14 protein-coding genes are annotated in these 12,008 nt (G+C 70.3%); 4 read left to right on the forward strand and 10 right to left on the reverse strand.

Going from position 1 to position 12,008, the window contains the following annotated elements:
* Positions 1–11: 11 nt before the first annotated feature.
* A complete protein-coding gene (locus BHU15_RS15360; protein ID WP_376206826.1) occupies positions 12–926 on the reverse strand; it encodes a M56 family metallopeptidase in 915 nt (304 codons plus the stop codon).
* A complete protein-coding gene (locus tag BHU15_RS15365) occupies positions 923–1,294 on the reverse strand; it encodes a BlaI/MecI/CopY family transcriptional regulator (RefSeq protein WP_023538513.1) in 372 nt (123 codons plus the stop codon). The genes BHU15_RS15360 and BHU15_RS15365 overlap by 4 nt, the downstream gene beginning before the upstream one ends.
* Positions 1,295–1,454: 160 nt before the next feature.
* Here BHU15_RS15365 and BHU15_RS15370 point away from each other — a divergent pair, with 160 nt between their 5' ends.
* From BHU15_RS15370 to BHU15_RS15385, 4 genes are all read left to right on the forward strand, one after another.
* On the forward strand, positions 1,455–2,489 hold the full coding sequence (locus BHU15_RS15370; protein ID WP_069627707.1) for a C40 family peptidase: 1,035 nt from the start codon (positions 1,455–1,457) through the stop codon (positions 2,487–2,489).
* 16 nt (positions 2,490–2,505) lie between these two features.
* The gene (locus BHU15_RS15375; RefSeq protein WP_069627708.1) at positions 2,506–2,931 is read left to right on the forward strand and encodes a DUF6153 family protein; all 426 of its coding nucleotides are present in this window, start codon (positions 2,506–2,508) and stop codon (positions 2,929–2,931) included.
* A gap of 72 nt (positions 2,932–3,003) precedes the next feature.
* Positions 3,004–3,663, forward strand: coding sequence for a DUF305 domain-containing protein (locus BHU15_RS15380; RefSeq protein WP_069627709.1), 660 nt, complete (start codon positions 3,004–3,006; stop codon positions 3,661–3,663).
* A gap of 144 nt (positions 3,664–3,807) precedes the next feature.
* Positions 3,808–4,296: a DUF4396 domain-containing protein gene (locus tag BHU15_RS15385; RefSeq protein ID WP_069627710.1), complete on the forward strand. Its 489-nt coding sequence runs from the start codon at positions 3,808–3,810 to the stop codon at positions 4,294–4,296.
* Positions 4,297–4,346: 50 nt separating this feature from the next.
* Here the strand turns inward: BHU15_RS15385 and BHU15_RS15390 are convergent, their stop codons facing one another.
* From BHU15_RS15390 to BHU15_RS15425, 8 genes are all read right to left on the reverse strand, one after another.
* Entirely contained in the window at positions 4,347–4,697 is a 351-nt protein-coding gene (locus BHU15_RS15390) for a hypothetical protein (protein ID WP_079128158.1), read from the reverse strand.
* The gene (gene ctaD, locus BHU15_RS15395) at positions 4,694–6,463 is read right to left on the reverse strand and encodes an aa3-type cytochrome oxidase subunit I (RefSeq protein ID WP_069627711.1); all 1,770 of its coding nucleotides are present in this window, start codon (positions 6,461–6,463) and stop codon (positions 4,694–4,696) included. Before ctaD ends, BHU15_RS15390 begins: the two co-directional genes overlap by 4 nt.
* A 206-nt stretch (positions 6,464–6,669) precedes the next feature.
* A complete protein-coding gene (locus BHU15_RS15400) occupies positions 6,670–7,383 on the reverse strand; it encodes a class I SAM-dependent methyltransferase (RefSeq protein ID WP_069627712.1) in 714 nt (237 codons plus the stop codon).
* A 108-nt stretch (positions 7,384–7,491) separates the two neighbouring features.
* A complete protein-coding gene (locus tag BHU15_RS38270; RefSeq protein ID WP_135071330.1) occupies positions 7,492–8,550 on the reverse strand; it encodes a hypothetical protein in 1,059 nt (352 codons plus the stop codon).
* 19 nt (positions 8,551–8,569) lie between these two features.
* Positions 8,570–9,823, reverse strand: coding sequence for a cytochrome P450 family protein (locus BHU15_RS15410; protein WP_069627713.1), 1,254 nt, complete (start codon positions 9,821–9,823; stop codon positions 8,570–8,572).
* 36 nt (positions 9,824–9,859) lie between these two features.
* Entirely contained in the window at positions 9,860–11,191 is a 1,332-nt protein-coding gene (locus tag BHU15_RS15415; protein WP_255293116.1) for a cytochrome P450, read from the reverse strand.
* A partial coding sequence (locus BHU15_RS15420) for a GTP-binding protein (RefSeq protein WP_255293117.1) occupies positions 11,188–11,716 on the reverse strand: 529 nt, incomplete at its 5' end. The genes BHU15_RS15415 and BHU15_RS15420, both read right to left, overlap by 4 nt.
* A gap of 33 nt (positions 11,717–11,749) precedes the next feature.
* Entirely contained in the window at positions 11,750–12,007 is a 258-nt protein-coding gene (locus BHU15_RS15425) for a DUF742 domain-containing protein (RefSeq protein WP_079128160.1), read from the reverse strand.
* Position 12,008: the final 1 nt, after the last annotated feature.

Genomic DNA, 12,008 nt, shown 5'->3' on the forward strand with positions numbered 1-12,008 from the left:
TCGCCGGGCCTTCAGACCCCCGGCCCGCAGGCGATCAACAGTGGCAGCACGGGTGCGGCGGCCGAGGTCAGGACGACGGCGAGTCCCGTCGCGCGGCCGGGCTTCGGGTACGGGTCGAGGACCCGGCGTATCCGGACGAGGGAGCCGGAGCCGCCCGCTCCCATCGCCGCCTGGGGTGTCTGGCCGGCCGCGACCTCGTACATCGCGGCGGCGAGCGCCTCGCGTGGATGGCCGCGCAGGGCCCGGTCGTCGGCCGCCATCTCCAGCAGCAGCGCCGTCTGTTCACGGGCCAGCCGGGCGAGCGGCAGGCCGGGAAAGGCGCGCGCGAAGGCTTCCACGGCGGCGCGTACGAGATGGTGGCGCCCGGCGATATGGGCGTGCTCGTGCGCCAGGACGGCGCGCAGCTGCTCGTCCGAGAGGACCCGCAGCGCGGCGCTGGTGACGACGACGCGCGGGGCGCGGCCCGGCAGGCAGTAGACGGCCGGCACCTCGTGCTCCACGACCGTGGCGCCGTACCGGGGCGCGGGGCTGCCGACGAGGGCGAGCATGTCGCGTTGGCGGCGGCGGGCCCGGCGGGTGCGCCAGGAGATCCGTACGAGGACGAGGGCCGGGAGCAGCACGACGGCCGCCGGGAGCAGGACGGCCGCGAGGTCGGCGGGCGTCGGCGACGCGGCGCGTACCGGGTCGCCGGTCATCAGGCCGCAGGCGGTGAGCAGTCCGACGAGACCGTCGTGCACATGCGGCTCGGCGAGCAGCAGATGGGACAGGGCGAGCGCGCCCGAGACCACGAAGGTCGCGGCCAGTCCGAGCCAGGCGGTGATCGCGGCCGTCGGGGCGCGGTGCGGCCAACTCGCCCGCGCCAGGAGGTACGGGGCCAGGGTGCCCATCAGCAGGGCGTACCCGGCGAGCACGGCGGCCCTGGTCACGGCGCGCCTCCGCGCCGCTTCGCCACCCGCAGGGCTTCGCGCAGCGCGTCGGCCTCGCCCGGTGAGATCCGCTCCACGAAGCTGAGGAGGGCGCCGGCCGGGTCCGGGTTGCCGCCGAGGGCTTCCTGCATGAGGGCGGCGGTGTACTGCTGCCGGGTGCAGGTCGGCTCGTACAGCCAGGCCCGCCCCTCCTTCTCGCGCCGGAGCATGCCTTTGCGGTACAGGATGTCGGCCACGGTCTTGACGGTGCTGTAGGCGACGGGCCGCCGTGTGTTGATGTCCGTGAGCACGTCGCGCGCGGTCGCGGGCCGTCCCCAGGACCACAGGCGGTTCATGATCTCCGCCTCCAGCTCCCCCAGTTGACGCACGCCGCGCTCCCTCCGTCGTCGGTGACCGCCCATCCTATGCCGCCGTTGCCCTCTCACGTTGTCACTAAACTGCTTAGCAGTTACGCTCTGGCTTCGCCCTTCGCGGCGGTCGGCCGCCGAACCGAGACGGCGGGCGGAGGAAGCAGAAGGAGTTCACCCCGTGGCGTCCCACCGTCGTCCTCAGCAGCCGAAACGTGCGTATCCCACCGTGTTCGCCGCAACGGCTGCCGCGTTGGCACTCTCCTCGCAGACGGCCCAGGCCGATCCGCTGCCCGACCCCACGAAGAAGGGTGTCAGGGCGCAGGTCGACCGGCTCTACGAACAAGCTACGCAGGCGACCGAGACGTACAACGGGGCGAACGAGAAGCAGAAGACGCTGCGGAAGCAGGCCGACAACCTCCAGGACGGTGTCGCGCGCGGCCAGGAGGAGCTGAACTCGCTCCGGAACAGCCTGGGTTCGGTGGCAAGCGCGCAGTACCGGGGCGGCGGCCTGGACCCCTCCCTCCAACTGCTGCTGTCCGCCGAGCCGGACGACTATCTGGACAAGGCCTCGAACCTGGAGCGGGTGAGCAGCCGGCAGGTCAACCTGTTGCAGCAGGCCCAGGTCAAACAGCGCGCCCTGGACCAGCAGCGCCGCCAGGCCACCGAGAAGCTCGAGGACCTGGCGGACGTCCGCGCGGAACTGGCCGCGAAGAAGCGGCTCATCCAGGGCAAACTCGCCGAGGCCCAGCGGCTCCTCAACACGCTCTCGGCCGAGGAGCGTTCGAAGATGGCCGAGGAGGAGCAGCGCGCGGACCGCAACAGCCAGCGGGCCGACCTGGGGAACGAGACCAGCGCCTCCTCGCGCGGCGCCGCCGCGTTCGCCGCCGCCAAGAGCCGGGTGGGCATGCCGTACGTGTGGGGCGCGTCCGGCCCCAACTCCTTCGACTGCTCCGGGCTCACCTCGTGGGCCTTCCAGCAGGCGGGCGTCTCGATACCCCGTACGTCGCAGCAGCAGGCCAACGTCGGTACGCGGATCAACTCGCTCGACGACCTGCGGCCGGGCGATCTCATCCTCATGCGCACAGACCTGAGCCATGTCGGCTTCTACGCCGGCAACGGGCAGATACTCCACTCCCCGAAGCCGGGGGCCAGTGTGCGCTACGAGTCGATCGCGCGCAGCGGCATGCCGTTCATGTGGGGCGTACGGCTGTGACCGGGCGGCCGGCACGATGAACGCGCGCGGGTACGGACGGGTGGGGAGCGCCCTGGGGCGGCTCCTGCTGATCGTCGTGCTCGCGCTCGGTGTGTTCGCCATGCACACGGTCGGGCATCCGGACGAGCCGGGCGCCTCCGAGTCGGGCGCGGGGGCGATGGTCCACGCCTCCGGCGAACCGGCACCGCCACCGGAACCGGCGCCACCGCATCCGTCCGCGGCGGACGAGCCCGTCATGGGCATGGACGGCATGAGCATGGACATGGCCTCGCTGTGCCTGGCGGTGCTCAGCACCTGGGCGCTCGCCGCGCTGCTGCTGGCGGCGTTCGCGCGGCGGGCCGACGTGTTCACGGATCCGCTCGCCGGTCTCCGGGTCGCGCCGCGGCCCAACCCCCCGCCCCGTACACCCGAGTTGACACTGCTGTCGGTCCTGCGGATATAGGCCGCGCCGCCCTCAGGGGCACGAAGCCGCGTATCCACACATCCGCAGGACCGACCACAAGGTTGTACCGACATGAGTTCCATCAAGCGCGCCGGTCACCGGCGCCGACTGGCCGTCGCGGGCGCGATCACCGCCTCCGCCCTCCTGCTCACCGCGTGCGGCGGCGAGGAGCACAGCGGGGACCACGGCGGGGACAAGCCCGCCGCGGGCGCGTTCAACGACGCGGACGTCGCCTTCGCCCAGGGGATGATCCCGCACCACGAACAGGCCGTCGAGATGTCGGCGCTGGCCGACGGCCGCGCGTCCGGCGCGGAGATCAAGACCCTGGCCGCGGAGATCGAGAAGGCGCAGGATCCGGAGATCACGACGATGCGCTCCTGGCTCAAGGCGTGGGGCGAGCCGGAGTCGGCCGACGGCTCCAAGACCGGCATGGACCACGGCTCGGGCGGCTCGCACGGCGCGGAGGACAGCCCCGGCGGCTCCGGCGGCTCCGGCGGTGCGGACGGGATGATGTCCGACCAGGACCTGGCGGATCTGACCGCCGCCAAGGGCGTCGACTTCGACAGGAAGTTCGCGGAGTTGATGATCAGGCATCACGACGGGGCGATCGCGATGGCCCGCGACCAGCGGAAGAACGGTGAGAGCGGCAAGGTCAAGAAGCTCGCCGCCGACGTGATCAAGGCCCAGACGGCCGAGGTCGAGCAGTTGAACACGCTCCTCGACCGGCTCTGATCCCAGGAGGTTCACCGGCCTGTCGCCGTCACCGGCGTCGGGTCGGTGATCCTCTCCCCTTTCCATATACCCCCAGGGGGTATATTCTCTTTCTGTCGGGCCGCTACGGGGGCTCCCACGCAATCGGAAAGAGGGGCGAGACCCATGGATCACAGCGAGCACACCGACCACGCGGGACACCTGGCGGGCGGCGCCGGCGGGGCGTCCTGGGGCATGGCGACCAAGGCGACGCTGCACTGTCTGACCGGGTGCGCCATCGGCGAGATCCTCGGCATGGTCATCGGCACCGCCCTGCTCTGGGGCAATGTGCCGACCATGGTGCTGGCGATCTCCCTGGCGTTCGTCTTCGGCTACTCGTTCACGCTCTTCGCGGTCCGCAGGGCCGGCCTCGACTGGAGGTCCGCGATCAAGATCGCGCTGGCCGCCGACACCGTGTCCATCGCCGTCATGGAGATCGTCGACAACAGCATCATCGCGCTCACTCCCGGAGCGATGGACGCGCATCTGTCGGACGGGCTGTTCTGGTACGCGCTCCTCGGCGGATTCGCCGTCGCGTTCCTGATCACCACTCCGGTCAACAAGTGGATGATCGGCCGCGGCAAGGGCCACGCCGTCGTCCACTCGCTGCACTGAACACGCGCCCTCAAGCCGTCCTCGGCGTGGGCGAGGTCAGCGTGGCGGCGTCAGCGTGGGACGTGCCACAGGACCACACAGCAGGCGGTCATCAGCGCGGTGAGGCTCGCGCACACCAGGCGCCGCCTCAGCAGCTCGTAGCGCGCCGTGTACTCCTCCCGCAGTTCGGCGGCACGCGCCACCACCGACTCCAGCGCCCGGCGGGACATGGCGATGTGGTCCTGGGTGTAGAGGCTGACGACCTCCTCGTGCTGGGCGGTCGTCAGCCACGGCAGGCGGTCGGCGAAGACCAGGGCGTGCGTACGGGCTTCGCGCACCCGGCTCTGCGCCAGCAGATAACCCTCCAACTGCTGGATGCCCGCCGAGGCCTCCCCCGGCGACGGTGCGGGCTCGCCGATCACGACCGGCCCTCGTCGTCCCCCAGCGGAGCGGCGACGCCCTTTCCGGGCTCCACGACATCCCGACGGCCTCCGTTGTGCCCGTCTTCGAGCGCCATGACCTCCGGGTGGTGCAGGTCGAACGCCGGGGATTCGGAGCGGATACGGGGCAGCGTGAGGAAGTTGTGCCGGGGCGGCGGGCACGAGGTCGCCCATTCCAGCGAGCGGCCGTAGCCCCAGGGGTCGTCCTCCTGGACCTTCTTCCCGTACTTCGCGGTCTTCCAGACGTTGTAGAAGAACGGCAGCAGCGACATGCCCAGCAGGAACGAGCTGATCGTGGAGATGGTGTTCAGGGTGGTGAATCCGTCGGCGGCGAGGTAGTCCGCGTAACGCCGCGGCATTCCTTCCGCACCCAGCCAGTGCTGCACCAGGAACGTGCCGTGGAAGCCGATGAACAGCGTCCAGAACGTCATCTTCCCGAGCCGTTCGTCCAGCATCTTGCCCGTCATCTTCGGCCACCAGAAATGGAATCCGGCGAACATCGCGAACACCACCGTGCCGAAGACGACGTAGTGGAAGTGCGCGACGACGAAGTACGAATCCGAGACATGGAAGTCCATCGGCGGCGACGCCAGGATGACGCCCGTCAGACCACCGAAGAGGAACGTCACGAGAAAACCGATCGACCAGAGCATCGGTGTCTCGAAGGACAACGAGCCTTTCCACATCGTGCCGATCCAGTTGAAGAACTTCACACCGGTCGGCACCGCGATCAGGAATGTCATGAAGGAGAAGAACGGCAACAGCACGGCGCCGGTGACGAACATGTGGTGCGCCCACACCGTCACCGAGAGACCGGCGATGGCGATCGTCGCACCGACCAGACCGATGTAGCCGAAGACCGGTTTACGGCTGAACACCGGGAAGATCTCGGTGACGATGCCGAAGAACGGCAGCGCGATGATGTACACCTCCGGATGCCCGAAGAACCAGAACAGGTGTTGCCACAGCAACGCGCCGCCGTTGGCGGCGTCGAAGATGTGCGCGCCGAACTTCCGGTCGGCCTCCAGCGCGAGCAACGCACCGGCCAGGACGGGGAAGGCGAGCAGCACCAGTACGGCCGTCAGCAGCACGTTCCAGCAGAAGATCGGCATCCGGAACATCGTCATGCCGGGTGCGCGCATGCAGACGATGGTGGTGATGAAGTTGACCGAGCCGAGGATCGTGCCGAAGCCGGAGAAGGCCAGACCCATGATCCACAGATCGGCGCCGAGAATCGGTGAACGGACCGGGTCCGTCAGCGGCGAATAGGCGGTCCAGCCGAAGTCCGCCGCGCCCTGCGGGGTGATGAAGCCGGACACCGCGATGATCGAGCCGAACAGATAGAGCCAGTACGCGAACATGTTCAGCCGCGGGAAAGCCACATCGGGCGCGCCGATCTGAAGCGGCATGATCCAGTTGGTGAATCCGGCGAACAGCGGCGTCGCGAACATCAGCAGCATGACCGTGCCGTGCATCGTGAACGCCTGGTTGAACTGCTCGTGCGACACGATCTGAATGCCGGGGCGGGCCAGCTCGGCGCGCATGACCAGCGCCATCACTCCGCCGAGTACGAAGAACGCGAACGAGGTGATGAGGTAGAGCGTGCCGATCGTCTTGTGGTCGGTGGTGGTCAGCCACTTGACGACGACATTGCCGGGCTCTTTGCGCCGTACCGGCAGCTCGTTCTGGTACGCGTCGTCGTCACTCTCGTGCGGGGCGTCGACCTCAAATCCGGGCTGTGCTGCCACACCAACTCCAGTTCAGTCACCGACCACCGACGCGAACTCGCACATGCCGGCAGGGCAAACCCAGACAAACAAAGATGATTACGCCCGCAATGTATGGCATGCCGGTTGTGCGGACTGACTCAGAAGGGAGCATCAGCCGCTGTTTCACACGTTCGTGGGGCGCGCCGGTGCTCAGGTCGACCAGGTACGCACGATGATCTTTATTACTACCTTCGGCCGGGTGCGGTGCCGGTGCCCGGTGCGGTGCCGGCGCCGGACCTGGCCCTCGCCGCCAGCACCAGCGGCGTCGCACCGCCGGACTCGGCGAACCGTTCCGGCGTCAGACCCGCGTCCAGGAAGGCGTGGAGCAGTTCGGGCAGCGGCCGGTGCGTCGCGCCGACCTTGTCGCGCAGGCCCTGGTCCGTCCAGGAGTCGGTCGTCCAGTGGCCGTCGAGATAGCCGGGCCGGACGACGATCCGCTCCGGGTCGCTCCGGTCGGCGAAGCCGCCGCAGAAGCAGGGGTGGACGCCGATGTGTACGAACACCCCGCCGGGGCTCAGCACCCGCGCCACCTCGCGTAGCACCGCCGGGTAGCCGGGCATGTCGGTGTGCGTCATCACCGCGAGGACCGCCGGGAGTGATCCGTCACGGAACGGCAGCCGTTCGGCGTCGGCACGCGCCACCGGCAGCCGGGCGCGCGCGTGGCTCAGCATTCCGGCGGAGAGGTCCACGCCGACGGGTGTGCGGCCCAGCTCCCGGACGCGGGCCGCGTGGACGCCGGTGCCGCAGCCGATCTCCAGGCAGGTGCCGGTGCCCTCGCCGAGCAGTTCGGTGATCAGGTCGCCGAGGCCGAGCGGGTCCGCGTGCCCGGTGTCGGTCGCGCCGAGGAATTGGTGCTCGTACCAGTCCGCGATCTCGTCGTACGCCGCCGTCGTCGCCATGGGGCCGCCTCTTCGGTTCGGGTGGGGTGGGTTCCGTCTGGTCCGCTCCCACTCCTGCCCCGTCGACGGTGGCGGGCCATCGCGTTCCGCGCCGGGCTGAATCCGGCGTCAGCGGCGGCGCGGACCGGGCTCGGTCCTCTTCGGACGGATCGCGTCCGCGAGGTCGAGCGCGGTCCTGGTGCCCCGGCCGTGGACCAAGGCCAGGGCGCCGATTCCCGCCGCGCCGAGCGCGAACGGCTCCCCCATCGGCGGCAGTTGGAGGAAGACGATGGCGGCGACACCGAGCCCGGTGAGCACCGTCGCGGTGATCAGCCGGAACACTCCGCGGTCGCGCACCGGCGTGACGCCGTCGAGCCGGTCCTGGTCCAGGAGGGCCCCGACGCGGCCCTCCGCGTAACGGTCGGCGATCTTCATCAGCAGCTGCGCGAGATCGGTCAGGGCCGCGTGCGGCTCGCTGTCGAGACGCGCCTCGGCCTCCCGCAGCACGGCGATGACCTGGCCGGCGTGCCGCTTCAGGTCGCGGCGGCGGCGCGAGCGCCAGGGGATGGTGCCACGGGTCGCGTGCGCTTTCTGGAGGGCCTTCGTCACCTCGCGGAGGTGGACCCCCACGCGGGCCCGCTCCGTGACATGCCGCTGCCCGCCCGCCTCGTGCGCGGTGGCGCACGCCCGTACGGCGCGCACCAGCACGTACACGGGCGCGAAGCGGCGTACGACCACGACGGGGCCACCGCCCGCCCACGACGGGCCGGGCAGCGGCAGGAGCAGCAGCGGGAACGCGACGACGGTGCCGAGCAGGAGGGCGATCACGGTGGCCGACGCCAGGACGGCGAGGAGGATCACCGTCGGTCTGGCCAGTCCGTACGGCAGGACGTCCGCCCACGAGCCGATCGCGGCGACGACGGGGCCCGGTGCCTCCGCCCCGACCAGGCCGGTCAGGAAGTCGCCCCAGCCGGACAGGACCGGGTCGGCCAGCAGCAGGGCCGCGAGCGCGAACGCGGCTCTCCACCGCCACGCGGCGCGCCGGTAGCGCTGTCGGGTGCGTAAGGCGACATGTATGCGCCTCGGTACCGGCGCGGCGATGCCCAGTCGGTCGAGATCGTCGCGAAGTCCCGCCGCGTCAGGGGCGGTTGAGCGTCTCGGCCGCGGCCCGGACTCTGTCCACGTCATGGTGTCGAGCATGGCACCGTCAGGCTTCCAGCCGGACCGGAAGTGTGGCGGAGCTGTTGGAGAACAGCGAGGGCACGGGGATCAGTTCGGCCGGGTCGACAGCCAGGGTCAGCTCCGGATACCTCTTGAACACCGCCGGTATGGCCAGCGCCGCCTCCAGCCTGGCCAGCGGGGCGCCGAGGCAGAAGTGCGGGCCGTGGCTGAAGGCCAGGTGCTTGCGCTGTTCCCGGGTGATGTCGAACTCGTCCGCCGTTTGGCCGTGTTGGGCCCTGTCGCGGCCGACTGCGCTGTACGGGGCCATGATCGCCTCGCCCTTGGGGATGCGTACGCCCGCGATCTCGACATCCTCCAGGGGGTACCGGAAGGGGAAGTTGCCGATCGGCGCGTCCCAGCGCAGCGTCTCCTCCACGACGTTCGCCCAGACCGTCTCGTCGCCCCGCTCGGCGACGGCGCGCTGCTCGGGGTGGGTGAGCAGGGCGCGTACCGCGTTGGTGATCAGGCCGAGCGTGGTCTCCTGCCCGGCGGCGAGCATCAGCAGGAGCGTGCCGACCAGTTCTTCCTCGCTGAGCGCGTCGGGGTCCTCCTCGCGGGCGGCGATGAGCGCGCTGGTCAGGTCGGGACCGGGGTCGCGACGGCAGTTGTCGACCACCCGGGCGAGCAGCTGGTACTGCTCGACCTGACTGGCCATCACCTCGGCCGGTCCCAGGTCGGAGCGGAAGATGTTGTCCATCAGCTCCTTGAGCCGGGGCTGCTCGTGCTCGGGGACGCCGAACAGTTCGCAGATCACCCGCATCGGCACCGGATGGGCGAAGTGGCGGCGGAGGTCGACGCTGCCGTCGGCGTCCGCGTGCGAGGGCAGCGCGTCCAGCAACTCGGTGACGATCCGTTCGATACGCGGGCGCAGTTCCTGGACCCGGCGGGGCGTGAAGGTCTGGGTGACCAGCTTCCGCAGCCTGCGGTGTTCCTGGCCGTCCGCCGTCACCATGTTGGTGACCTTGACCATGCCGACGAGCGGCCAGCCGTCGGATATCTCGCCGCGCAGGATGGCGTTCCAGTTGCGCCAGTCCTTGCTGAAGCGCGGGTCGGCGATCATCTCGGTCAGCAGGGCGTGGTCGGTCACCGACCACGCCATGACGTCTCCGGGCAGCTGGATACGGACCACCGGACCCAGCTCGCGGAGCCGGGCCGCTTCGCCGTGATGGTCGCCGCCGTGCGGGTCGAGGGTGACGACCGGTACGCCGGCCTCGGAGGAAGCTGCCGCTGGCAAGGTCATGTCGCGTCTCCAGAACTCGGGCTGGTGTGGGCGGAACTATCCCCGGCCGGTACGGATCGGGATCCGCGCCGCCGAGAACTGCGCCGGGAGGGCGACCGGGATCCGCGTCCAGGGTGAGGGGCGCCAGGTCACCTCCTCGGCGGGGACGGCGAGCTTCATGTCCGGCAGCAGGTTCAGCGCGGTGTGCACGGCGGTACGGGTGATGAGCCGCGCCGGTACCTGCGCCGGGCAGACGTGCGGTCCGGCCGAGAAGGCGAGGTGCGCGCGGTTGCCCGGCTCCTCGTCGCCCTCGTCGGGGCGGATCGCCGGGTCGTCGTTGGCGGCGGCGTGCCCGAGGATGAGGCAGTCGCCGCGCTGGATGAACCGGCCGCCCAGCTCGGTGTCGTGCAGGGCGTACCGGGCCGGCATGTTGTTCATCGGCGGGTCGCGCCACAGCGCCTGGTCGAGCGCGTCGTCGACCCCGAGCCGGCCGCCGTGCAGCCGGGCGGCGAACCGGGGGTCCGTGAGCATCAGCCGCAGCGTGTGCGCGATCCACGCGGTCACGGTCTCGTTGCCGGCTGAGATCATCACCACGATCGACTGGAGGCGCTCGGCCTCGTTGAGCAGATTCGGGTGGTTGATGAAGACCGTCGTCATGTCGTCGGTCGGGTTGCGCTGCCGCTCGCGCACCGTGTCGAGCAGGATCTGCTCGAAGTGCCGGTTGCCGGCCTGCGAGTCGTCCGCGCTGCCGAACAGGGCGATCAGCGCGTCCAGCAACTCCCGTCCCTCGATGGCGTCCAGACCGAAGAGCGAGGCGAGGGACAGCATCGGCACGATGGTGGCGTACTCGTTCACCAGGTCCGCGCTGCCGCGCTCGGAGAACTTCGCGATCAGGTCGGTGCAGATCTGCTCGACATGGCGGCGCACCTTGCGCTGGTCGATCTTGGCGATGCCGTCGTCGAGCGGCTTGCGCAGCCGCCGGTGCTCGGGGCCGTCGGACCCGATGACACTGGCGCGCCAGCCCATCATCGGCAGCAGGCCCGAGTCGGGGGCGACGACGCCGTCGTGCATATGGCGCCACTTGCGGCCGTCGCGGGAATAGATCTGCTCCTGGCGGGTGATGGTCAGCAGCTCGCGGTAGCCCATCACGAGCCAGGCGGGGACGCCCGGTTCGAGCTCGACCCTCGCCACGTTGCCCCACTCCGCGCGGAGTTGGCGGTACACGGCGCGGGGGTCGGGCGCGCCGACGGCCGCGGAGAGCGGGAGCAGCCCCGTACCGCCGCCGTGGGCGTGGTGCGCCGGGCACTGCGGCGGGGGCGCGGGCTCGGACGCGCCGCGCTCGTCCGCGGCGGGCTCGGACGCGGAGGGGGGCCGCGGGGCGGAACTCATGAGGTGGTCTCCGGGGTACGTGCCGAGCCCGCCGACACGTACTCGACGAGGCTGATCAGGGCGTCGACGGACGACGTGCGGTCACGCGCGTCGCACATCATCACCGGTGTCTCGGGCAACAGGTCGAGCGCGCCACGCAGTTCGTCCTCGCTGTACCGCTCGCTGTCGGGGAAGTGGTTCACCGCGACCGCGAACGGCAGTCCGCGCAGCTCCAGTTGTTCGAGGACGTCGAAGCTGTCCTCCAGTCTTCGGGTGTCCACGATGACGAGAACGCCGAGCGCGCCCTCCGCCAGCCCCTCCCACAGATCCCAGAAGCGGCGCTGTCCGGGCGTCCCGAACAGATACATCACGAGGCGGGAGTTGAGCGTGACCCGGCCGAAGTCCATGGCGACGGTGGTCGTGGTCTTCGTACTCATCCCGGCCAGGACGTCCACGCCGACGCTCGCCTGCGTCATGACCTCCTCGGTGCGCAGCGGTTCGATCTCGCTGACCGAGCCGACCAGCGTGGTCTTGCCGACGCCGAACNNGGCCTGCTGGACCGTGTCGGGCAGGTAGCGGTCAGCGGAGCCGACGGAGACCATCCAGTACCTCCTGGAGGAGTTGCGGGTCGGGCAGGGCGGCCCTGGGCACACCCGTGCGGGCGGAGAGATGGCCGCTGTCGACGAGATCGGACGCCAGCACCTTGACCAGGCTGACCGGCAGTTCGAGATGGGCGGCGGCCTCCACGACGGACAGCAGCCGCTCACACATCCGCACCAGGGCACGTTCTTCCCTGGTCGCCGAGACCGGCAGGGCGCGTGGAGGACTGATCGCCACG

Source organism: Streptomyces niveus (genome assembly GCF_001723055.1).
Lineage (GTDB): Bacteria > Actinomycetota > Actinomycetes > Streptomycetales > Streptomycetaceae > Streptomyces > Streptomyces niveus.

What these genes read in the sequence shown, in the direction of transcription:
- BHU15_RS15410 (WP_069627713.1), bottom strand. Translation starts at nt 9,823, where the DNA reads ATGACCTTGCCAGCGGCAGCTTCCTCCGAGGCCGGCGTACCGGTCGTC.
- BHU15_RS15415 (WP_255293116.1), bottom strand. Translation starts at nt 11,191, where the DNA reads ATGAGTTCCGCCCCGCGGCCCCCCTCCGCGTCCGAGCCCGCCGCGGAC.
- BHU15_RS15385 (WP_069627710.1), top strand. Translation starts at nt 3,808, where the DNA reads ATGGATCACAGCGAGCACACCGACCACGCGGGACACCTGGCGGGCGGC.
- BHU15_RS15380 (WP_069627709.1), top strand. Translation starts at nt 3,004, where the DNA reads ATGAGTTCCATCAAGCGCGCCGGTCACCGGCGCCGACTGGCCGTCGCG.
- BHU15_RS15400 (WP_069627712.1), bottom strand. Translation starts at nt 7,383, where the DNA reads ATGGCGACGACGGCGGCGTACGACGAGATCGCGGACTGGTACGAGCAC.
- BHU15_RS38270 (WP_135071330.1), bottom strand. Translation starts at nt 8,550, where the DNA reads ATGACGTGGACAGAGTCCGGGCCGCGGCCGAGACGCTCAACCGCCCCT.
- BHU15_RS15375 (WP_069627708.1), top strand. Translation starts at nt 2,506, where the DNA reads ATGAACGCGCGCGGGTACGGACGGGTGGGGAGCGCCCTGGGGCGGCTC.